This window comes from Sinorhizobium sp. RAC02, assembly GCF_001713395.1.
Taxonomy (GTDB): Bacteria; Pseudomonadota; Alphaproteobacteria; order Rhizobiales; family Rhizobiaceae; genus Shinella.
Genome location: NZ_CP016452.1, coordinates 1,872,725 through 1,894,015 on the forward strand (window position 1 = coordinate 1,872,725; position 21,291 = coordinate 1,894,015).

General features: G+C 62.8%; 26 protein-coding genes. 12 read left to right on the forward strand and 14 right to left on the reverse strand.

What is annotated here, in order from left to right; translation table 11 throughout:
- Positions 1–17 precede the first annotated feature (17 nt).
- The 5 genes from BSY16_RS29675 (at position 18) to BSY16_RS29695 (ending at position 2,960) form a co-directional block, all read left to right on the forward strand.
- Positions 18–722, forward strand: coding sequence for an SDR family oxidoreductase (locus tag BSY16_RS29675; RefSeq protein WP_069063333.1), 705 nt, complete (start codon positions 18–20; stop codon positions 720–722).
- Positions 723–785: 63 nt separating this feature from the next.
- The gene (locus BSY16_RS29680) at positions 786–1,115 is read left to right on the forward strand and encodes a DUF1330 domain-containing protein (protein WP_069063790.1); all 330 of its coding nucleotides are present in this window, start codon (positions 786–788) and stop codon (positions 1,113–1,115) included.
- On the forward strand, positions 1,112–1,693 hold the full coding sequence (locus BSY16_RS29685; RefSeq protein ID WP_069063334.1) for a pyridoxamine 5'-phosphate oxidase family protein: 582 nt from the start codon (positions 1,112–1,114) through the stop codon (positions 1,691–1,693). The genes BSY16_RS29680 and BSY16_RS29685 overlap by 4 nt, the downstream gene beginning before the upstream one ends.
- A gap of 155 nt (positions 1,694–1,848) precedes the next feature.
- Positions 1,849–2,316 carry a transposase gene (locus BSY16_RS29690; protein WP_069063335.1) on the forward strand — a complete coding sequence of 156 codons (468 nt, stop codon included), beginning with the start codon at positions 1,849–1,851 and terminating at the stop codon, positions 2,314–2,316.
- Positions 2,317–2,360: 44 nt separating this feature from the next.
- On the forward strand, positions 2,361–2,960 hold the full coding sequence (locus tag BSY16_RS29695; RefSeq protein ID WP_150130184.1) for a hypothetical protein: 600 nt from the start codon (positions 2,361–2,363) through the stop codon (positions 2,958–2,960).
- Positions 2,961–2,985: 25 nt separating this feature from the next.
- Here the strand turns inward: BSY16_RS29695 and BSY16_RS29700 are convergent, their stop codons facing one another.
- From BSY16_RS29700 to BSY16_RS29710, 3 genes are all read right to left on the reverse strand, one after another.
- Complete coding sequence (locus BSY16_RS29700) at positions 2,986–3,570, reverse strand: hypothetical protein (RefSeq protein ID WP_069063337.1); 585 nt, start codon at positions 3,568–3,570, stop codon at positions 2,986–2,988.
- Between the two features lie 132 nt (positions 3,571–3,702).
- A complete protein-coding gene (locus tag BSY16_RS29705; RefSeq protein ID WP_069063791.1) occupies positions 3,703–4,119 on the reverse strand; it encodes a hypothetical protein in 417 nt (138 codons plus the stop codon).
- A gap of 221 nt (positions 4,120–4,340) precedes the next feature.
- The gene (locus BSY16_RS29710; RefSeq protein ID WP_069063338.1) at positions 4,341–5,318 is read right to left on the reverse strand and encodes a GlxA family transcriptional regulator; all 978 of its coding nucleotides are present in this window, start codon (positions 5,316–5,318) and stop codon (positions 4,341–4,343) included.
- Positions 5,319–5,428: 110 nt separating this feature from the next.
- On the opposite strand from BSY16_RS29710, the gene BSY16_RS29715 reads away from it, so the two are divergent.
- Together BSY16_RS29715 and BSY16_RS29720 are read left to right on the forward strand one after the other, a co-directional pair.
- Positions 5,429–6,070 (forward strand): HD domain-containing protein, encoded by a 642-nt coding sequence (locus BSY16_RS29715; protein WP_069063339.1) that lies wholly within the window; start codon positions 5,429–5,431, stop codon positions 6,068–6,070.
- A 72-nt stretch (positions 6,071–6,142) separates the two neighbouring features.
- Positions 6,143–7,624 carry a catalase gene (locus BSY16_RS29720; RefSeq protein ID WP_069063340.1) on the forward strand — a complete coding sequence of 494 codons (1,482 nt, stop codon included), beginning with the start codon at positions 6,143–6,145 and terminating at the stop codon, positions 7,622–7,624.
- Between the two features lie 223 nt (positions 7,625–7,847).
- Here the strand turns inward: BSY16_RS29720 and BSY16_RS29725 are convergent, their stop codons facing one another.
- The 11 genes from BSY16_RS29725 to BSY16_RS29775 all read right to left on the reverse strand — a co-directional run bounded on the left by BSY16_RS29725 (position 7,848) and on the right by BSY16_RS29775 (position 17,303).
- Positions 7,848–8,801, reverse strand: coding sequence for an alpha/beta hydrolase (locus BSY16_RS29725; protein ID WP_069063341.1), 954 nt, complete (start codon positions 8,799–8,801; stop codon positions 7,848–7,850).
- 138 nt (positions 8,802–8,939) lie between these two features.
- Positions 8,940–9,407 carry a VOC family protein gene (locus BSY16_RS29730; protein WP_069063342.1) on the reverse strand — a complete coding sequence of 156 codons (468 nt, stop codon included), beginning with the start codon at positions 9,405–9,407 and terminating at the stop codon, positions 8,940–8,942.
- Positions 9,400–10,455 carry a gentisate 1,2-dioxygenase gene (gene gtdA / locus BSY16_RS29735; protein WP_069063343.1) on the reverse strand — a complete coding sequence of 352 codons (1,056 nt, stop codon included), beginning with the start codon at positions 10,453–10,455 and terminating at the stop codon, positions 9,400–9,402. Before gtdA ends, BSY16_RS29730 begins: the two co-directional genes overlap by 8 nt.
- On the reverse strand, positions 10,445–11,743 hold the full coding sequence (locus tag BSY16_RS29740) for an MFS transporter (RefSeq protein WP_069063344.1): 1,299 nt from the start codon (positions 11,741–11,743) through the stop codon (positions 10,445–10,447). Before BSY16_RS29740 ends, gtdA begins: the two co-directional genes overlap by 11 nt.
- The gene (gene maiA / locus BSY16_RS29745; protein WP_069063345.1) at positions 11,740–12,390 is read right to left on the reverse strand and encodes a maleylacetoacetate isomerase; all 651 of its coding nucleotides are present in this window, start codon (positions 12,388–12,390) and stop codon (positions 11,740–11,742) included. Before maiA ends, BSY16_RS29740 begins: the two co-directional genes overlap by 4 nt.
- Positions 12,387–13,076 carry a fumarylacetoacetate hydrolase family protein gene (locus BSY16_RS29750; RefSeq protein WP_069063346.1) on the reverse strand — a complete coding sequence of 230 codons (690 nt, stop codon included), beginning with the start codon at positions 13,074–13,076 and terminating at the stop codon, positions 12,387–12,389. Before BSY16_RS29750 ends, maiA begins: the two co-directional genes overlap by 4 nt.
- A 31-nt stretch (positions 13,077–13,107) precedes the next feature.
- Positions 13,108–13,872 carry an SDR family NAD(P)-dependent oxidoreductase gene (locus tag BSY16_RS29755; protein WP_069063347.1) on the reverse strand — a complete coding sequence of 255 codons (765 nt, stop codon included), beginning with the start codon at positions 13,870–13,872 and terminating at the stop codon, positions 13,108–13,110.
- Positions 13,873–14,000: 128 nt separating this feature from the next.
- Positions 14,001–14,882 (reverse strand): alpha/beta fold hydrolase, encoded by an 882-nt coding sequence (locus BSY16_RS29760; protein ID WP_069063348.1) that lies wholly within the window; start codon positions 14,880–14,882, stop codon positions 14,001–14,003.
- Positions 14,879–15,217: a metal-sulfur cluster assembly factor gene (locus tag BSY16_RS29765; protein WP_069063349.1), complete on the reverse strand. Its 339-nt coding sequence runs from the start codon at positions 15,215–15,217 to the stop codon at positions 14,879–14,881. Before BSY16_RS29765 ends, BSY16_RS29760 begins: the two co-directional genes overlap by 4 nt.
- Positions 15,210–16,286 carry an amidohydrolase family protein gene (locus tag BSY16_RS29770; protein ID WP_069063350.1) on the reverse strand — a complete coding sequence of 359 codons (1,077 nt, stop codon included), beginning with the start codon at positions 16,284–16,286 and terminating at the stop codon, positions 15,210–15,212. The genes BSY16_RS29765 and BSY16_RS29770 overlap by 8 nt, the downstream gene beginning before the upstream one ends.
- 69 nt (positions 16,287–16,355) lie before the next feature.
- Complete coding sequence (locus BSY16_RS29775) at positions 16,356–17,303, reverse strand: LysR family transcriptional regulator (protein ID WP_069063351.1); 948 nt, start codon at positions 17,301–17,303, stop codon at positions 16,356–16,358.
- A 278-nt stretch (positions 17,304–17,581) separates the two neighbouring features.
- On the opposite strand from BSY16_RS29775, the gene wrbA reads away from it, so the two are divergent.
- The 5 genes from wrbA (at position 17,582) to BSY16_RS29800 (ending at position 21,288) form a co-directional block, all read left to right on the forward strand.
- Positions 17,582–18,181 carry an NAD(P)H:quinone oxidoreductase gene (gene wrbA, locus BSY16_RS29780; RefSeq protein ID WP_069063352.1) on the forward strand — a complete coding sequence of 200 codons (600 nt, stop codon included), beginning with the start codon at positions 17,582–17,584 and terminating at the stop codon, positions 18,179–18,181.
- Positions 18,182–18,281: 100 nt separating this feature from the next.
- On the forward strand, positions 18,282–19,049 hold the full coding sequence (locus BSY16_RS29785) for an SDR family NAD(P)-dependent oxidoreductase (RefSeq protein ID WP_069063353.1): 768 nt from the start codon (positions 18,282–18,284) through the stop codon (positions 19,047–19,049).
- Positions 19,050–19,073: 24 nt separating this feature from the next.
- Positions 19,074–19,511 carry an ester cyclase gene (locus BSY16_RS29790; RefSeq protein ID WP_069063354.1) on the forward strand — a complete coding sequence of 146 codons (438 nt, stop codon included), beginning with the start codon at positions 19,074–19,076 and terminating at the stop codon, positions 19,509–19,511.
- 31 nt (positions 19,512–19,542) lie between these two features.
- Positions 19,543–20,313: an SDR family oxidoreductase gene (locus BSY16_RS29795; RefSeq protein WP_069063355.1), complete on the forward strand. Its 771-nt coding sequence runs from the start codon at positions 19,543–19,545 to the stop codon at positions 20,311–20,313.
- 30 nt (positions 20,314–20,343) lie between these two features.
- The gene (locus tag BSY16_RS29800) at positions 20,344–21,288 is read left to right on the forward strand and encodes a quinone oxidoreductase family protein (protein WP_069063356.1); all 945 of its coding nucleotides are present in this window, start codon (positions 20,344–20,346) and stop codon (positions 21,286–21,288) included.
- The last annotated feature ends 3 nt before the right edge of the window (positions 21,289–21,291 follow it).

The window sequence follows — 21,291 nt, forward strand, 5'->3', positions numbered from 1 at the left end:
AAGAAAGAGATCACGATATGTCTGTAGAAAAAGTTGCGATCATCACCGCAGGCGGCAGCGGAATGGGCGCCGAGGCAGCGAGGCGCCTCGCTGCGGACGGCTTCAAAGTCGCGATCCTGTCATCGTCGGGCAAGGGCGAAGCGCTCGCCAAGGAATTGGGCGGCATCGGCGTGACTGGCTCGAACCAGTCAAACGATGACTTGAAGCGCTTGGTCGATGCGACGATGGGAACGTGGGGGCGTATCGACGCGTTGGTCAACAGCGCCGGACACGGCCCCCGCGCGCAGATCGTCGAGATCACAGACGAGCAGTGGCACACGGGCCTTGACGTCTACCTCATGAACGTCATCCGCTCGGTCCGCCTGGTGACGCCGATCATGCAAGCACAGAAGGCGGGCGCTATCGTCAACATCTCCACGGCCTGGGCGTTCGAACCCTCAGCGATGTTCCCAACTTCTACAGTATTTCGTGCAGGCCTCGCGGCCTACACGAAGATCTACGCGGAAACCTACGCCGCTGAAGGCATCCGGATCAACAACGTGTTGCCCGGCTGGATCGACAGCCTTCCAGCCGTGGATGAGCGCCGTGACAGCATTCCGATGAAGCGCTACGGCACCAGCGCCGAAGTGGCGGCAACGATCTCCTTCCTTGTTTCAGAGGGTGCCGGCTACATCACCGGCCAGAACCTCAAGGTCGACGGCGGCATCACCCGATCGGTCTGATCTGAGCTGACGCAGGCTCCGGCTCATCGGTCGGAGCCGCCTTTAAAGATAAAGAGGGTGATGATGTCCGGCTACTGGATTGTCAAAGGCGGCGACGTCAAAGACGGCGAGGCGCTCAAAGCATACAATGAAATCTTCGCCATCATTGCAAAGCGCTACGGCATCGAAATCATCGCGGGCAGGCACCGCGTTGAGACTGTCGAGGGAGCCCATTTTCCGCGGCAGTTCATCTTGCGTTTCGACAGCTATGAGACGGCGAAAGCCTGTTACGAAGACCCGGAATATCAAGCCTCTCTCGAATTTGCTGCGCGCGCCTATTCTCGTGAAGCTTCCATTCTGGAGGGATCGGAGGGAGCACCACGCACCGTCACAATAGAAGAGGCCGCGCGATGAATCTTGACGACACTGTCGCATCCGCATGGGCAGAACTTGAAGCTGCAACCGTCAATCTACAGTCGGGCTTCAGATATGTGAACCTGTGTTCGGTGGATGCCTCCGGTCGACCGCAGGCGCGCATGGTCGTGCTGCGCCGTATCGAGAGAACCAGACGTCTCCTTGAGGTCCATACGGACACCCGAAGCGCTAAATGGCAGGAGATATCGCAACACGCGTCCGTGACGATCCTGGGCTTCTGCGCGCGAACGAAATTACAGCTCCGTCTGCAGGGAATGGTGGAACGTCATGGGCCGGGCAGCGAACGTGCGGACAAGGCCTGGGCCGAGCTCTCACCATGGACGCGCAGTACCTATGCAGGCGGGCCTCCCGGCGACGAAGTGCACGTCGGGGCAATACCCAAATCGATGGCGGCAAATGCTATCGCCGACTCTGACGGAAAGGCATTCTTTGGCGTACTGAGCTTCCGGGCCGAAGCCTTGGACTGGTTTGAATTACGGCACGCCGATAACCGAAGAGCCCTGTTCACCTATGATGAGCTTGGCGCTCTAACGGACCAACGATGGGTCAATCCATAACCGGGGATAGGTTTAGGAACATCCCTCTCCTTTCGACAGCGAGCACCGGTTGCCGACGAAGGTTTTTGGCGCCCATCGCAGGCGTCGCAACACGGTTGGGCTTGACTCTCCGTAACCAGCACACGACAAAAGCCTGTCTTTTGCTGGAGCCCACCATGGCCGACGAACCAAACCTTGATGCGAACACACAAACGGTTGACGTAACACCCGTTGCAGCCCCCACTGCTGCCAAGAAACGTCGGTCTCCAGCAAAGCGCAAGGAGACCAACGCACCAGTCGCTGTCACACCGTCACGAGTGGCATCGGTTGCGGTTCAATCGAAGGCGCGCCGGCACTCCGAAAGCGAGAAGCTCGAGAAGATTACCCAGATCGAGAATAGCCTCAGCGGCGGATCAACACTGAAAGCGGCGGCCAAAGAGGCCGGCATCTCCGACCAGACTTTCTATCAGTGGAAGCGCTCAGTGCCGTCATCGGATGCAAAAGTCGCGCAGCCCGCTCCGCAAGACGATAGCCTTGTGGACCTGCTCAAGCTCGAAGCCGAAAACCTCCGCCTCCGTAACCTGCTGGCCGAAAAGCTGCGCGCCGAAAACGCCGAGTTGCGCAAGCGGCTTGGAATGAAGTAACTCCCAGCCGCCTGACACTATTGTCCGTTTGGCGCGACCAATGTATGTCGTTGCCTGTGTTGCTGAACTGTGGCGCAAAGAGTGGAACCGAGAACCTGATCCGCATGAAGTCGCAACGCAACTTTGTTGTCGAGATAAAATCGAGCCGGCGCCGACCGAAGACCTCTGCTGCGCCCTCGATATGGGGTGATACGGACTTCAAGGCATTGGCCCGCGAGATGGAAGTGCACTCACCTCAAATCTTCGAGGAAAAGCTGTTCCCTGCTGACATAGTCATTGCCGCGCCCAGCGTGGCTAAGCCGACAGTCGAGGCTCAGGCACCGGTGTCTTCCGACCGTGATCAACCGCTGGCAATCGTCTCGACGGAAAAACCAGCGGATGAAGCCCATTCCGCTCGAACGACGAGAACGCCACGCACTTCGCGCAAACGCTCAGCACCGAAACAGACGTTGCAGCCCAGCTTGAGACCATCGCCGCAGCCATCGGAGGCGGCAGCAGCGCCCTTGATGAGCTTTGACGCGTTGATGGAGCTCGACAACTTGAACCGGAACCTTGGGGCTCGGCTGCGGCAGCAGCTTGAATCCGAGCACGCTGAACTTCTCCGGATGCTCGACCGGATGGATTTACGCAACAAGCAGGCCTGATGAAAAGCCAGCCCGGTTTACCCGCTCAGGAAACGCCAAATCGCTCCAGCATCTTCTTGAGCTGACCGTTCTGCACAACAAGCGCGTCCGCCAATTGGCTTCTTAGCCGCAAGATCTCCTCGTTCGCACGCTGCATATCTGCGTAGAAGCCCATCTGTGAGGGCTCCGAATGGCCTCGCGAGCTGTCCGAAGCGGGTGTGTTTTGAGTCACTGCGCCCTTTGAGGTGTTCTTCGCCACGCCGGACCGCTTCGTCCGTGTTCCCGTCCGGCCCTTTTTGCCCGCTTCCTCATCTTTCGCCACTACCGCTGCGTAGGGACGACCGCGCTTGAACCGGTCTTGCGCTAGCATCTCAGGCCGTTTGCCATCAATTTGCGCGCTCGGCGAAGCACGCAAACCAGCATCTTCATTTGAACTCGCTGCTTGCATGGCGTCGTGCTGATCGGTCCGAGGCAGAAGGGACGCCTCAGATGCAGATGATAGCGCCAGCACCTCGTCCGATTGGCCCGAGCGTGCCGTCGCTTCAGCATTATCAGAATTTGTACCGTGCTCCAGTTCCGCTGATCGGCCGCGCGAAATCAAGTTCGCCAGAAGTTTCCACGGTGACTTCATCGTGCTAGCCTCTCATCCACGGCATGTCTGGCGCCGCATTGATCAGGCTCCCGTTGTGAGCCTGATCACATTTTGACCCCGACAATTTCGACGCTACACCCGATCTCAATCCGCTACGGGCACACCGGCCCGCTAGACTAGACCAAGCTTCTTTCGCAGGTCGGCGTTTTCTGCCCGAAGCTTTTCAGCCAACGTTTTCCGGAGTCGGCGATTCTCTTCCTCAAGCTGCAGAAGTTCAGTCATCTCGTCGCTCGCGGACGATGGTGATCCAGCGATCGCCCCGGCCGGATGAGCGACGGCTCCATCCCTTCGACGCTTGGCTGCAACCGGCTTGACCGCAGAAATCGGCGTCACCTCACTTGGAGCTCCGGCTCGCTTTTTGCGGCCGTTAGAATTCTTCGCTTCCTTTAGGGGCGAAGGAGCTGTCTTTGCTTCTGCCGCCCCTCTTTTGCCCCTCGGTAGCCGCTGCTTTTTCGGCGCCGGCGCAGCCGCGTCGGCGACCGTCGATGCACCGTCCGGGTTCCCGGTTGGAGTCTGTTCTTCAGCCATCATTCACCTCCCCTGATCACAGGCCCATTTTTCAAACGCCGGAGAGCAGTAGTCAACCCGACTTTAGAAACTCGGGACCATTCACCCCGAATCATCCGCAGCGCCGTTTCGGGCGATGGTCGCAGAGTATCTTAGTGCGGTAGGGAGGGACGTAACCGCACCAAAACTCGGCAAGTCTTCATTCGGAGTGGTGTTGGTTACCCAGGCCCCGCTCGCCCGCTCTACGTCACCAAGCTGGCGAACCGCTTGCGATACTCGGCCGGCGTGACCCCAACATGGCGGGCAAACGCCCGGCGCAATGTGTCGGCATCCGCGAAGCCACAATGTGCAGCGACCTGTTTTGGCGCTTCATGACCTTGCTCCAGCAATAGCCTAGCCGCGCTGACACGGGCTTCCTCAACCCATGTCGCAGGCGTTATTCCCACCTCGTTCCGGAACAGCCGGGCAAAATGGCGCGGGCTGAGTTCCATGCGCATCGCGAGGCTGGCGACGCTGTGGTCGAGCGCCGGATTGGCCGCCACCCAGCGCTGCAGTTCCTGCAGTGCCGCCCGCCCCGCCGGCACGGCCTCACCCTTGCGGCTGAACTGCATCTGTCCGCCCGGACGCTTGAAGAACATGACGAGCTGGCTTGCAACCTTCATCGCGATGTCGCGCCCGAGATCTTCCTCCACCAGCGCCAGCGCGAGGTCCAGGCCGGCCGTAACCCCCGCCGCGGTCCTGAGCTGGCCATCGCTGACATGAATCGCGTCCTGGTCGATGACGACGTTCGGATATGTCAGCGCCAGTTGCTCTGCCACCGCCCAGTGGGTCGTCACCCTGCGGCCGTCGAGCAGGCCGGCTGCCGCGAGAAAGAAGGCGCCGCTGCACACCGATCCGAAGCGCCGCGCGGCGGGCGCTCTGCGTCGCAGCCAATCGACCACCATACGGTCAGCGGGGACCTCCGCGGCATTCGGACATCCCGCTACGAGCAATGTGTCGATCGCCTCGCCGTTCTCGCCGTCGATGATCCAGTCGGGCATCAGCCGCGCCCCCGACGAACTGCGGATCGGCCCGGCCTCCCCTGCCGCCACCAGCAGCCGGTATGCCGCATAACCGGCCTGCGCGTTTGCCTCGGCGAACACGTCGAGGGGACCAGAGATGTCAAGAAGCTGCACACCGGGCAACGCGACCATCACCACCGTTTTCGTCTTCACCTTCATGCGCGCGTCCGCCTCAGCCCGGATTTGTCAGAATTCGTCGTATTGCGACAATTGCAGACACGCCTACTCCAGATCTATCGTCCTGGCGAGCAAAAACACAGGAGACAGCAATGACCAAGATCATCGAAGCGGCCGCCATCCCCGACAGCAAGCTGGCGCGTGCAATCACCGACTACATCCGCGACACCGAGACCGACCTGCTCTTCAATCATTCGAGCCGCGTCTATTATTTCGGCGCACTCGCCGGAGTGCATCGTGGACTGAAGTTCGACCGGGAACTGCTCTACGCTGGCGCGATGTTCCACGACATCGGCCTGATGCCGAGCCACAGCAGCCCACACGAGCGGTTCGAGGTCGATAGCGCCCACGCCGCCCGCGACTTCCTGCGCAGCCACGGCATTCCCGAGAAAGACGCCTACACAGTCTGGACCGCCATCGCGCTGCACACCACGCCGGGCGTGCCGGTCCATATGCACCCTGTCGTCGCGCTGGTGACCGCGGGCGTCGAGATGGACGTGCTCGGTCTCACCTACAAGGACTATTCGGACCACGAGCGCGAGGCCGTCGTGAAAGCGTTCCCGCGCACGCCTGAGTTCAAGGAAGACATCATCCAGGCGTTCTACGACGGGATCAAGCACAAGCCGGACACGACCTTCGGCAACGTCAAGGCCGACGTCATCGCCGACAGGGAGCCGCATTTCCACCGCGGCAACTTCTGCAGCGTCATCCGCTGCTCCCATTGGCACGGCTGATTCATCCCGAACGTAACGAGGGGGCACGGCCAGTTCGTTTGGCCGTAGCAACTCCCAACAAGGGACCACCCAATGACTGACACACCGAAATATCTAACCCATGCAACCGGAGCACCCGTCAGCGATAATCTCAACATCCAGACGGCAGGTCGCCGAGGACCGGCGCTGCTGCAGGACATCTGGCTGATCGAGAAGCTCGCCCACTTCGACCGTGAGGTGATCCCGGAGCGCCGCATGCACGCCAAGGGCTCCGGCGCCTTCGGCACATTCACCGTCACACACGACATCAGCCGCTACACCAAGGCCCGGATCTTCTCGCAGATCGGCAAACAGACGCCGATGTTCGCCCGTTTCTCGACCGTCGCAGGGGAGCGCGGTGCGGCCGACGCCGAGCGCGACATCCGTGGCTTCGCCCTGAAATTCTACACCGAGGAAGGCAACTGGGACATGGTCGGCAACAATACGCCCGTGTTCTTCTTCCGCGATCCACTGCGCTTCCCGGATCTGAACCACGCCATCAAGCGCGATCCGCGCACGGGCATGCGCTCAGCCGACAACAACTGGGACTTCTGGACCTTGCTCCCGGAAGCCCTTCACCAGGTAACGATCGTGATGAGCGAGCGCGGCATCCCCAAGAGTTACCGCCACATGCACGGTTTCGGCAGCCACACCTACAGCTTCATCAATGCCGCCAATGAGCGGACCTGGGTGAAATTCCACTTCCGTACCCAGCAGGGCATCAAGAACCTGAGCGATGCGGAGGCCGAAGCCCTGGTCGGCAAAGACCGCGAAACGCATCAGCGCGATCTCTTCGACAGCATAGAGAGCGGCGACTTTCCGCGCTGGACACTCTTCATCCAGGTGATGACGGACGCTGAAGCCAAGGCCCTTCCGTTCAACCCGTTCGACCTGACCAAGATCTGGCCGAAGGCGAATTTCCCGCTCATCGAGGTGGGGTACTTCGAGTTGAACCAAAACCCGGAGAACGTTTTCGCCGAGGTCGAGCAGGCGTCGTTCTCGCCGGCTCACATCGTGCCGGGCATCAGTTTCTCGCCTGACAAGATGTTGCAGGCCCGGCTGTTCTCCTATGGGGATGCGGCGCGCTATCGCCTCGGCGTCAACCATCACCTCATTCCGGTCAACGCGCCAAAATGCCCGTTCCATAGCTATCACCGCGACGGCGCGATGCGCACCGATGGTAATCTTGGCCGCACCCCGACCTATTTTCCAAACAGTCGGGGAGAATGGACCGACCAGCCTGATTTCAACGAGCCGCCGCTTGAGATCGAAGGTGCGGCGGCCCATTGGGATCACCGCGTCGATGATGATCACTACCGGCAACCCGGCGACCTGTCCCGGAAGATGAACACGATGCAGCGCCAAATACTGTTCGACAACACCGCCCGCGCCGTCGGCGCAGCCGCCGTACATATCCAGCAGCGCCACGTCATCAACTGCACGAAGGCTGATCCCGACTATAGCTCCGGCGTTTCCGCAGCCCTGATGCGCCTAGCAACCATCAGGGCGATCGACGACGACGGGCCAGTCGCATGAGAGCCTAACCCAGACGAGATCGCCGCCCTCGCAGCCGCTTGTAAGCGCGAAATGCTCTTTCGCATCCTGCGGGGCGGCTCGGCCGGAGGCTGCACGGCATCGCCCTTTCGAAAACGGCGCTGGTCCCGTATCGGCGGGATGGCGCCACCTACCGCGGCGATGGCAGAGATTGTCGGCCCGAATCCGGACAGTTCAGAAGGAGCGGCAAGACGCCGCGTGAGCTTCATACAGAACGCGCGTTCCACCGGCTCAATGCAGCATGTCGATCGAAACGGAACTGACGCCCGAGTGCTGTGTCTCCAATCAGGTCAAATCCATGGGCTGCCCCGGGATAGACATGGCACTCCACCGGGACGCCGGCTCTTGAAGCGCGAAGCGAGAAGTTCACGCCTTCCTCAAGGAAGAGGTCCAGGCCACCGACCGCCAGGAACAAGGGCGGGAAACCGTCGAGATGTTCGGCAAGGCTGGGAGAGAAGTAACCCGCGCGTTCATCGTCGACGGCATAGGCGCCTCTCATGGAGGTCCATCCGAAGCGATTGTCCTCGGCCGTCCAGACAAATCCTCCCGTTGTGGGGTTCGGCTGGACCTCCTGGTCCGAGCCCGTCCGATGGTCAAGCATTGGATAGATCAGCATGACGCCCGAAGGTAGGAACGCCCCGCGATCGCGCGCAAGAAGCGTCGCCGCGGCGGCGAGGCCCCCGCCGGCACTGTCGCCCATGATGGTGATCCGGCGTTCGTCCACGCCGAGTGCGGAGGCATTTTCGAAGAGCCAGCGCAGGCCGGCATAACAATCCTCGACCGGGCCGGGGAACGGCGTTTCCGGCGCCAGGCGATAGTCCACGGACACGACGACGCTTGCGGTGTCCATCGCCAGCTGCCAGTTCAGGCCGTCGTTCGACACTGCGGAGCCCACAACATAACCGCCGCCGTGGATGTTGTAGATCGCGGGCTTCATCCCCGTTCCGGATGGGGTATAGATTCGCAACTGGATGGGCGGCGCGCCGACCGGGCCGGCGACGACGACAATGCGCGGCACCTCGCCCACCATGCCCAACTGCCCGAAGGATTGCTCGACCATTGCCCGCACAGAGGCAAGGTTATCGGCGTTGAGGCCGAGGCCACCTCCCTCCAGCAGGAACGGGCGGAGTTCCGGGTCGAGCAGCGTTTCTCCGTTCATGTTCAAGGTCCTCGGTTTGCCTGGCGCCGATCTTAATCTCGCTGCGTGTGCCAACCAGCCCGATAGTGTCGAACGTAACGTTCCAGGTTTCCGATGGGCGCATGAGCGGGTGCGGGGCCGGATGCCCCCGGCACCCGCTTAGTCCTCCCCCGGACCTGGTTCGACGAGTTCGATCAGCACATTGTCCGGCCCCTTCAGGTAGACGACGCGCCGGCCGGCCCAGGGACCTTTCGCCACCGTCTGCGGCAGGCCGAAGGCCACCCAGCCGTGGCTCGCCGCCACGCACAACAAGGCATCGACATCCTTCACCAGCAGGCCGAGATGCGAAGCACCGCTGTCACAGGCCTGGAAGGCTAACGGCTTTTGCCCAAGCGCCGTCTTGTACTCCAGCAATTCGACGACGTGCGGTCCCTTTGCCAGCATGGCAAGTTCGATCGATCCGTCATGAACGCCCGTGACCTCGCGGACGAAATCACGGTCCTGCAACACATCGCGCCTGATCAGATCGAAGCCGAGAACGTCGACCCAGAAACGCAGCGACGTTTCGAGGGATGTGACCGTGATCCCGACATGATGCACGGCGATGCCGGAGGCGTCCTCATGCATGGCCGCGCTCTTCCCGGAACAGATAGAGCGCCTGCTGTACGGGGCGGTCGGAGAAGGAGAAGAGCACGCTGTCCTCGTCGGTCTCATGCCAGACATGATGCCACGAGGGCACGACGAAGATATCGCGCTTGCCCCAATCGATGACCGTGTCACCGATATGGGTGCGGCCCCGACCTTCGATCGGCACGAAAACGGTGGCGTCCGTCGAACGATAGCGGGCGGTCGCAAACCCCTTCGGCAGCAGTTGGATGAAGGTGCCGATGGTCGCCATGGCGTGGTTGCCGGTGATCGGATTGGTGTAGCGCATCTTCAGCCCATGGCACGGGTCCCAGGAGTCATGGCGGCGCATGCGTTCGAGCGCGTCGCGGGTTCGATCAAAGGGATAGTTGAAGACGGGGGACGTGCCGCCGCGTGCACCGTGATCGACGGGCAGCAGGTTCGCGCCGTAACGGGCGTCGCTGTCGCCGATCGGGCGGTCCAACGGCTGCTCGTCCCGGTCGAAATGTTCGGCAAACGACGCATCGAGGAACTGCACGATGGGGATGTCGAGCCCATCCAGCCAGAAGATGGGGTCCGAACTCTGGTTGCCGTGATCGTGCCAGGCCATCGGCGGGGTGATGATGAAATCGCCCTCGTGCATGATGGTCTTTTCGCCATTGACCGTCGTGTGCGCGCCGCTGCCCTCCAGCACGAAGCGCAGCGCGCTTTGTGTATGGCGGTGCGCCGGGGCGACCTCGCCGGGCAGCACGAGCTGCACCCCGGCATAGAGATCGGTGGTGATTTTCGATTGCCCGCGCAGGCCTGGGTTTTCCAGGACGAGGACGCGCCGCTCCGCCTCCTTCGCCGTGATCAGGTCGCCCGCCTCCAGGATCGCCGCGCGGATCGTCGAAAAATCCCAATGCGCCGGGCGGCAAAGGCTGCGCGGGGTGGGGGTGACGAGATCGGCCAGTGACGTCCATAGCGGCGTCATGTTGCTCCGGCTGATCCGGTCATAAAAGTCCTGGCGTACCGCCTCCGTCGAGGTGGCCGTGAGATGGTCAGCCGACATGCGCGCCTCCTGTTGCAAGCGGTTCCGCGATGGTCTTGCCGCGAAGGCGGATGGGGGCGGTTTCCTTGAGTAGCAGGATGACGACGATGCCAAGGCCGAGGGCATAGAGCGGGACCGCGGCGGCGTGCTCGATGCCATAGTGTTTTGCGATGGTGCCGGCGATGGCAGGCGCAAAGCCACCGCCAAAGATTTCGCCGATGCCGATGACCATACCGGAGCCCGTCGCCATCAGGCGGGCGGGCACGGATTCCGCGGTGATCGGGCCGACCGTCAGCGTGAGAAGCGCATAAAGGCTGCCCATCGCGACCATCATGCAGAGGAAGAGCACGGTGACGTTGGCGCCGGCCCCGCCGAAAATCCAGAAGGCACCGAAGGCCAGCACGGCGGAGAGCAGCATGACGGGCTTGCGGCCGATGCGGTCGGACAGTGCCGGCAGCGTCAGAGCGCCGAGCGCGCCGCCAAAACCCATGGAGGAGAGGATAAGGCCCATCTGGTCCATGTTGAGGTGCAGATAGTCAACGAGATAGCTGGGAAACAGTGCTGCCACGACGATGATGCAGGTCAGCCAGAACAGCTGGCAGAGAATGGCGAGCGGGACGTTGCGATAGGCGAAGACCTCGTACCAGCGATGTGTGCCGGCATCATGCGTTGCACTGTGGGTGGCGATTTCCGCCGGCGCAGACTGCTGCAGGACACGGTGCAACAGGTAGGCGATGACCACGCCGGGGATGGCGACCATCAGGAAGATCCAGGGCCAGCTGATGACCTTGAGCAGTTGCGTTACCGCGAGCGGCGCAAGGCCGAGGCCGAGCAGCGCCGGCATGGTCTGCTGGATGCCGACGTTCAGTCCGTGCCGCTTCGGCGGCGAGGCGTCCATCGTCGCGATGATGCTCGCCGGGGTGAAGGCGCCTTCGGCCAGCCCCATCAAAACACGCGCCAGCACGAGCGAGGCAAGGCCCGTTGCAAGACCGCTGAAACCGGCGATCAGCGAGAAGATGAACAAGGCCGGCACGATGATTTTCTTGAAGCCGAAGCGGTCGGACAGGTTGCCGGTGAAGAGCGAGGACAGGCCCCAGGCCACCGCGAGCGCCCCGGTGATGATGCCGAGATCCTGGTAGTCGAGGCCGAGATCGCTGGCGAGAACCGGCATCATCGGCACGATGATGAACCGGTCGACACCGACGAGGCCAAGGCCGAGCGACAGCAGCGTCACCGCCTTCCACTCATAGCCCTTCGGCCGCCCGGATCGGTCGACCGTATCGTTTGCATTGGTCACGACGGGTATCATTCTGCATCCTCCTGGTTGGCTGGCAAAGCCTGTTCGAAAGCGGTGAGCGCCAGTGCTGCATCCGCGATACGTTTCAATGTCGGAAAGGGAGAGAGGTCCAAGGCGTAGGTTTTTGCGTTGATGACCTGCGGCACGAGGCAGATATCGGCGAGAGACACCGTATCGCCATGGCAGAACCGGCCGGTCTCGGCGCTTGTCGAAAGCGCGGTCTCCAGCGCGAAAAATCCTTCGGCGATCCAGTGGTTGTACCAGCGGGCGACCGCCTCATCCGGCAGGCCGAGCGGCCCGCGCAGGTAATTAAGCACCCGAAGATTGTCGATCGGATGCACATCGCAGGCGATGATCTGCGCAAGCGCGCGGACCCAGGCCCTGCCTGCGGCATCACCGGGCAGCAACGGCGGCTCGGGCCGCGTCTCGTCCAGGTATTCGATGATGGCGAGCGACTGCGTGAACGTCTTTCCGTCGATCTCCAGCGCCGGGACCAGACCCTGCGGATTGATCCGGCGATAGTCCGGCTGGTTCTGTTCGCCGCGCCGCAAGTGATGCGGAATGGTTGTGTACGCCACGCCCTTGAGGTTGAGCGCGATGCGCACCCGGAACGAGGCCGACGAGCGGTAGTAGCCGTGGAGAGTGACGGGTTCGCTCATGTGACCGACACCCGAAGCGGCGGAAGGCCATCGATGCGGGCTTCGAGCGCGTCACCGCGCACCACGGCACCGACGCCCTCTGGCGTGCCGGTATAGATGAGGTCACCGGGGGCGAGGTCCATGTAGCGCGACAGCCAGTGGATGATCTCGTCGACCGACCAGATCAGCTTGGCGAGCCTGCTTTCCTGCCGGCGCTCGCCGTTGACGTCGAGCGTCACCGTCGCCTCCGCAACCGCATTCCACCGTGCGACGGGAACGATCTCGCCGATCGGCGCGGAGCGGTCGAAGGCCTTGCCCATGTCCCACGGGCGGCCTTTTTCACGGGCGGCGATCTGCACGTCGCGGCGCGTCATGTCGAGGCCGACGGCATAACCGAAGATATGGGACGCGGCGTCCGCGACCGGAATGTCGGCGCCGGCCTTGCCGATGGCGACGACCAGCTCGACCTCGTAATGGTAGTTGCCGGTCATCCGGGGATAGGGAATGCGCGCGCCGTCCAGCTCCACTGTATCGCCGGGTTTCAGGAAGAAGAACGGCTCCTCCCGGTCGACCGCAAAACCCATTTCCCGCGCATGGGCCTCATAGTTCCGGCCGACGCAGTAGATGCGCCGGACCGGATAGTTGCCCCCACCGACAACCGGGACGGTCGAGACCGAAGGAGGCTGGAATACGTAGCTGCTCGTCATGACACTCTCCGTCGATCCCGGGATTGGGGCCTCACCAGGCCGTGAGGCCGCCATCCACCTTGATGTCCGTGCCGGTCACCCAACTCGCCTCGTCCGAGACGAGGTAGACGATGGCCCAGGCGACATCGTCGGGCTTGCCGTGGCGGCCGATCATCGTGTTGGTCTTCATGGAGTCTTCGAAGCCCGGTAGGTTGTCGAAGGCAAACTGGGCGGCCGGGGTGTGGATGATGCCGGGCGAGACCGTGTTGGCGCGGATGCCGTGGCGCGCGCCCTCATAGGCCATCTGGCGGGTCATCGAGAGCACGCCGCCCTTGCCGGTGGAATGGGCGATCGCGCCCATGTTGCGGGTGGCGCCCCAGGCGGAGATCGAGGCGAAGTTGACGATACTGCCGCCGCCGCGCTTGATCATATGCGGCCAGGCGGCGCGCACCGGCAGGAAGACGATGTCGAGTTCGCCCTTCAGCGTCTTGTGCCACTGCGCCAGCGTCATGTCGGGCACGGAAGCGAACTCGACGAAACCCGCCGCCGTCACCAGCGTGTCGATGCCGCCGTATTTTTGCGCGACATAGTCCATGAGGGCGGCAGCACCCGCTTCGCTGGTCAGGTCATAGGAGACGGGGTCGATCTCGAAACCGTCGGCCTTTGCGGTGGCCACGGTGCCGGCCAGCGCCTCCTGGTTGACATCGACGCCGATGACGGTCGCGCCCTCCCGGGCAAACAGCAGCGCGGTTCCCTGGCCGATGCCGCTGGCGGCGCCGGTGACGATTGCAACTTTTCCTTTGAGACGATTGGGCATGTCATGCTCCCTGAATGGTTGATGCCGGTGATGGGGCCCTGCGCCGTTTTCGGGCGCAGGTGTTCGTCGCCGCCGCTTTCGCGACGCGGTCGATTTTCGATGGTCGTTTGATAGTTGCCCGGCGGCGGTCAGGCCGCGACGGGTTGTCCGGCCGCGCCCGCCAGGAAATCGAGGATGAGTTCCCCCACGATGTCCGGCCGCTCGATATTGGCGCAATGGCCGCAACCCGGGATGACGGCAACCGTACCGCCCGCAATACGCTTGGCCACTTCGCTGGCGTAGCCGGGCAGGCGCAGCTTGTCTTCCGCCCCGGCGATCAGCAGCGTCGGAACGCCGACCGCCTCATAGTTCGTTGCATCAGCCTGTCCGAATTCCTTGCGCTCCGGGGCATTCGGCGAGCGGAAGCGCGCGGCCGCCACCGCCTCCCAGGCGCCCGGCGCGATGCTGAGCGCATGGCGCCGACGGACGTACTCCTCATCACTGTGCCAGACGCTGCCCTCGAACAGCGACTGGAGGATACCGACCATGCCGTCGAGGCTGCCATCATAATGAGTGAGCCGCCTGCGCGCCTCGTTCTCCGGCATCCAGCCGCCGCCGCTGATCGCCACGAGCCTGTCGATGGCAAAACCCGGATGCCGTTCCGCCGCGATCTGCAGCAGGAACGTCGCCCCCATGGAATTACCGACGAACGACGCCCGATCGATCGCCAGAACGTCGAGGAAGCGTGCCATATGCGCGATCATGCGCGCCCGCTTGCCGTCGAAGTCATGGATCTTCGCCGTCTGCCCGAAGCCGAGCCAATCCGGCGCGATCACCCGGTAGTGTTCCGCAAGCCGGGGTATGAGGTACTCCCAGCTCAGTTCCGCACACCCGCCGAACTCGCCGCTGTGCAGCAGCACGACGACCGGCCCTTCGCCGGCCTCAAGATAGTGCGTGCGGATTCCGTCGACACTCACGAAACGGCTACGGTAGGCTTTTGTTACCGGCGGAACCTTTTCGGCGGCGTTCATGGCCGCGCCTCCGGCAACGGACGCAGGCGCCGCAGGCGTGCTGTTGCGTCCGGATGCATCATGTCGGGCATCCATTGCGCCCGGCCGTTCAGCGCGCAGACCACACTGTCGGCACCCGGCAGGGCGCCGACCGCCTTTTCGACCATGGCGATGATGTTGGCGGCCTGCCAGCAGACAGGGCTTGTCAACCTCAACGTCACCCGCACCGCGCCTTCGTCGATGTCGATCGCTTCGATCATGCCCATTTCCCTGAGCGTGATCGGCGCACCCGTTGCGATCGAGCACGGATCCACGACCCGTTCGAGGGCCTCGTAGATTGCTGCCTCGTCAAGCATAGGCCGCCTCCTGCATCGTCGAGAAGGGGGCTGCGACACCTGCGCGGCGGCGTTTGGCGAACTCGTCGTCCTTCGTTGCGGCAATCCGCGATTCCAGATCCAGGCCGGTCATGCGGGCATAGTTGTCGAAGAGGATCTTCTTCTTCGCCGCCCGGTCGATCTGCGGCAGGCCGGCGCCGGAAACCAGTTCGTCGGGGAAGGCGAACTTGTGCACAAACGCTTCGAGCAGCGGCTGCGGATGGAAGGCCATCGCGCCGGTCCCCCAGAGGATGCGGTCGATTGCATTCTGTCCGCCGGGGCCGACGAGTGAGGCCATGATGTGCTGGAAGGCGGCCGGCCGGGTCGCGGCCAGCGCGCAGGTGATTTCGAGGTTCACATAGACATTGGGGAAGCGCGCCAATTGCCAGGCGGTCTCTTCCGCAAAGGCCATGCCGCCATGGATGATCTCGAAATTGAGGTCCGGGAAGGCCATGCAGGCGCGGTCGATGTCACTGACACGATAATGTTCGATGGCGACCGGGCCGAGCGGCAGCGCCTTGTGGATCGCCACCACCTTGATACCCAGCTCCTGCGCCCGCTGGAACAGCGGGAAGGCCACCTCCGGGTCGTCCATTTTCCAGCCCTGGATTTCCTGGCCGACCCAGCTGTTGGGATAAAGCTTCAGGCCGACGGGCTTCAGGATTTCGACCTGGCGCTCGAGTTCGTTGAGCGCGGCGGCACCCGTCAGCGGATCGACGCCGCAATAGATTATCATCCGGTTCGGCCACCGTTTTTTCGCCTCGACCGCCTTTTCGAAACTACAGAGCCCATCGTGAAAGGAGTAGATCGGCAGGGCGTGATAGACCGCGAGATCCGTGTCGCTTTCGACGAAAACCTGATCGACCGTCTCCTCGATACTCCAGTCCCGGTAGAATTGTTTTCGCGTCGGCGCATAGCCGGGCAGTGCGGCCGCTATGACAGAGTCATAGACAAGATCGCATAAAGGTTTTGCGAAGCGGTTGGCAAAATTTCGTTCGTCCATATTGTAGGCATGGATGACCGCATCTATCACGTTCAGGCCGTCTATCATCGGGAGCCTCCCATCTCGATTTCCGTTGCTTGAAGTGTTCTAAAATTTACGATCTTCGTCCAACGAGGATTAATGACCTCGTGATCTGGATTTGAGATCAGGGCTGCCGGCGCGCGATGTACCGCTCAAGATCTCCTGCACAACGTCATGCGCCACCTCGCGGAAGGTGACGGCAGACGGGTTCGGCTCATCGTCCTTCCAAGCGAGGAGCAGTTCGTAAGGCGTGTCAAAGTCCATGAGGTCGCGGAAGACCACTCCCGGCTGGGGAAGCTGCGCCACCCATTTCGGCACCAGCGTGACGCCAAGCCCGGCGCTGACGAGGGAAAGCAGCGTGTGCAACTGCCCGCCCTCCTGCGTGACACGCGGCGCAAAACCCGCGCCCGCACAGGCTGTCTTGAGCAGATCCAGAATGCGGCTGTTCATCTGCAGGGGGAAGGTCACGAAGGGTTCGGCGGCAAGCTCCGCCATTTCGACCGTGGCCTTCAGCGCCAGCGCGTTCGCCGATGGAAGGGCGACCATCAACGGTGCGGAAATCAGCACCTCGGTTCGAACCGAGGCGGCAAGATGGGAAGGTGCCGGGATGATGCCGATATCGACCGTGCCCCCGGCAATGGCTTCGACCTGGACATCCCGGTCCATAGGGATCAGCTTGAGATCGACATGCGGCCAGCGCTCGCGAAAATCCCGGATGATCGGCGACAGCAGCGTCCACAGCACATTGTCGACGAAGCCGATGGAGAGGCGCCCGACAATGCCGCTGGCCGAGGCCTTCAAGCGCCGGACCGCTTCGTCGGTGCGCTGCAGGATGTCGCGCGCCTCCGGAAGGAACACCTCGCCGAGCAAAGTGAGGCTGACATCCTGGCGCGAACGCTTGATCAGGGTGAAGCCGAGTTCGTCCTCTAGGAGCTTCAGCTGCTGGCTGACGGCCGATTGCACCACATGCACCCGGTCGGCCGCCCGTCCAAAATGAAGCTCTTCGGCGACGGCCACGAAGTAGCGAAGTCTGCGCAGGTCCATGACCGCCTCCTTTCCCAAGCGCACGCGCTTGTGTGTTCGGAAAGGCTACACGTCTGAAAATCCGGCGATAGCGGCAAAGATTCGAGGGTTACGGTCGAAATACTCGAACGATCGCACCATTCGTCCTGGCGGACAGATCCAATGACAATCGGGCCCCATGCACCGTTCGATTTCTTCGACCGTAACCACTCATTTTATTCGACTGTTCCCCCAAGCCGTTTGATGCCAGCTTATTCCCAAGCCGCAAGGGCGACTGCATCCAACCAAAGGAGAACAAAATGGCGAAGGTACTGGTCCTCTATTATTCGACCTACGGACATATCGAGACGATGGCCTATGCTGTCGCGGAGGGCGCCCGCAAGGCCGGAGCCGAAGTCGACGTCAAACGCGTTCCGGAAACCGTGCCGGAAGAGATCGCCCGCAACGCCCATTTCAAGCTTGACCAGAAGGCGCCGATCGCCACCGTCGCGGAGCTGGCGGACTATGACGCCATCGTCATCGGCACCGGCACGCGTTTCGGCCGTATCACCTCGCAAATGGCGGCTTTCCTCGACCAGGCCGGCGGCCTCTGGGCGCGCGGCGCGTTGAATGGCAAGATCGGCGGCGCCTTCGCCTCCAGTGCCACGCAGCACGGCGGACAGGAAACCACGCTGTTTTCGATCATCACCAATCTCCTGCATTTCGGTATGATGATCGTCGGCCTTCCCTACAGCCATCAGGGCCAGATGAGCGTGGACGAAATCGTCGGTGGTGCACCCTATGGTGCGACCACGGTGGCAGGCGGCGACGGATCGCGCCAGCCGACCGAAATCGATCTCGCCGGCGCACGCCACCAGGGCGAACTCGTGGCCGCTGCCGCCATCAAGGTCTTCGGCTAACCCGCTGATCGGCCGGGGGTTCACTCCCCCGGCCCACACTCTTCGACACCGACAATCACAACGGAAGCGTCGTCCCGCAGCGCGGGCGAGGAGCGAAGCCATGCCTACGGATTTCGACGGTAAAGTGGTTCTGGTCACCGGCGCAGGCTCGGGGATCGGCCGGGAGGCGGCAAGATTGTTTGCCGAGCGCGGCGCCCATGTTTTCGCGGCCGACCTCAATCTGGGCGGCCTTGAGGAAACGAAGGACATCGCGGCGGCCGGAAAGATCGACATCCACCGTATCGACGTTTCGAGCGAGGAGGAGGTGAAGGCCTTTCTCGCGCGCATCGAAAAGGACGCCGGCCGGCTGGACGCGGCGTTCAACAATGCCGGCATCACCGGCGGCACCCACCGCATCGAAGACTACCCGACCGACGATTTCGACCGGGTGCTGACCGTCAACCTGCGCAGCGTGTTCCTCGGCATGAAATACGAGATCCCGCTGATTGCGAAGACGGGTGCCGGCGCGATCACCAACACCGCCTCCGTCGCCGCGCTGACGGGACCGGGCGGCATGAGCGCCTATGCCGCCTCCAAACACGGCATTCACGGCCTGACCCGCGTCGCGGCGATGGAAAATGCCAGCCGCAATATCCGCGTAAACGCGCTTGCCCCGGGCTGGACGGAGACGCCGATGGTGGTGGCCAACAGCGCCCAGAACCCGGCCTTCGCCGACCTTGCTAGAAAGGCCATCCCTGCCAAGCGCGGCGGCCAGCCGCGCGAACTGGCCGAGGTCGCCGTTTGGCTCAGCTCCCCGGCCGCAAGCTACATCTTTGGCCAGATGATCGTCGTCGATGGCGGCATGACCATCGGCGGTTTCAAACTTTAACCCCAGACATCGAAGGATACGACCATGACCAGAAGTGCAGAAAGCGAAGCAGCGATCGCAGTGGTGCGCCGCAACACCGAGGAAGTGCAGGGAAAGGGCAATTTCGCGGTTTTCGACGAAGTGTTCTCCGAGGATTTTCTCGACCACACGCCGCAGCCGAACATGGTGCCGGACAAGGAAGGCGTGCGTGGCCTCTATGCCGGCCTGCGCCAGGCGTTTCCGGATTTCCACGCGGACATTCATTGGCAAGCGGCCGACGGCAATCTCGTCACGACCTTCAAGACCTATCACGGCACGCACAAGGGCACCTTCCTCGGCATTGCGCCGACCGGCAAGACCATCCAGTTCGAGACGGTCGATGCCATGCGCGTCGTCGACGGCAAGATCACCGAACACTGGGGTGTCGCCAACCTCTATTCGCTCGTCGGCCAGCTCGGCCTCCAACTCCAGCCGACGGCTTGAGCCGGCCCCATCATCCCGAAGGAAGACTGCAATGAGTGACATTCTGAAGAACAAGGTGGTCGTCGTGACGGGCGCATCGAGCGGCATCGGCCGCGCCATCGCCATCCGCGCCGCCGAACATGGCGCCAAGGCCGTCATCGTCGCCGACATCATCGAAACACCGCGCGAAGGCGGCAGGCCGACGGTCGAGGAGATCGAGGCCATCGGATCGGCCGCCCGTTTCGTGAAGACCGATGTCAGCAAACGCGCCGACAACGACGCGCTCATCGCGGCATCAGCCGAATTCGGTGGCGTCGACGTCATGGTCGCCAATGCCGGGATTACGCTTCGCAACGACGGCGCAGACGTGCCGGAGGACGACTATCACCGGCTGCTGTCGATCAATCTCGACGGCCCGCTGTTCGGCGCGCAGGCGGCGGCCCGCCAGATGAAGGCGAACGGCAAGGGCGGCAGCATCGTGCTGATGGCCAGCATGGGCGGTATATCGGGTGCCGGCATCACCGTCGCCTATTCCACCAGCAAGGGCGGGGTGGTGCTGATGGCGAAATCGCTGGCTGATGCGCTCGGCCCAGACGGCATCCGCGTCAACGCCGTGGCACCGGGAACCATCGATACCGAATTGCTGCGCACCAGCCCCGGCATCGCCGAGGCATCGGAAGGGTTTCGCAAGCGCACGCCGCTACGCCGCCTCGGCCAGCCCTCCGAAGTGGGTGACGCGGTCGCCTATCTCGGCTCGGATCTCTCCAGCTACGTCTCGGGCATTGCCCTTCTCGTGGACGGCGGCCTGCTGGCCGTCCTCTGACGCGAAACGCCCCCGCAAAGGATTTTGACAATGAAAGCCCTTCGTTTTGAACAATTCGGCACGCCGGATGTCCTCACCCATCAGGATATCCCCGTTCCCGCCCTCAATGCCGGCGAGGTGCTGGTCAAGGTCCATGCGGCGGCGATCAATCCGAGCGACGTCAAGATCGTTAGCGGCCTGTTCGGTGGCTCGGTTCCGCGCACGCCCGGGCGGGATTTTGCCGGCGTGGTCGTCGAAGGCGACCTTGCCGGCAAGGAGGTCTGGGGGAGCGGCGCCGGCTTCGGGTTCCGACGCGACGGCGCGCATGCGGACTATGTCGTTCTGCCTTCAAGCTGGCTGTCGGAGAAACCCGCCAATCTGTCGATGGCCGAGGCTGCGGCGGTCGGCGCGCCCTTCGTCACGGCCTGGCATGCGCTTGTCGATGTCGGTGCGCTGAAGGCGGGCGAGACATTGCTGATCACCGGCGGCCTCGGCGCAGTTGGGCGCGCCGCCACGCAGATCGCCCGCCACCTCGGCGCGCGCACCATCGTGGCGGCGAGAAGCAGGGCCGCGAACGAGGCGGACGACTTCATCGACCTCTCGAAAAAAGACCTGCCGGAGGCCGTGCGCGCCGCAACCTGGGGCAAGGGCGCCGACGTGGTGCTCGATGCGGTCGGTGGCCCAATGTTCGACCCGGCGCTCAAATCGCTGGCCCTGGGTGGCCGGCAACTCGTCATCACCAGCGTCGGCCAGAAGCGCGTCGAGTTCGACCTTGCCGACTTCTACCACAACCGCTCGACGCTGTTGGGCGTCGATACAGCAAAACTATCCGGCGAGGAGATCGCCGGCATTCTCGACCAGCTCAGGGCGGCCTTCGACGGCGGTGCCTTCAAGAAGCCGCCGCTGCGGGAATGGGACTTCGATCAGGCCGCCGACGCCTATCGCAGCACCGCGGCGGGCGAAGCCATGGAAAAGAATGTCATCCTCATGACGTGACGG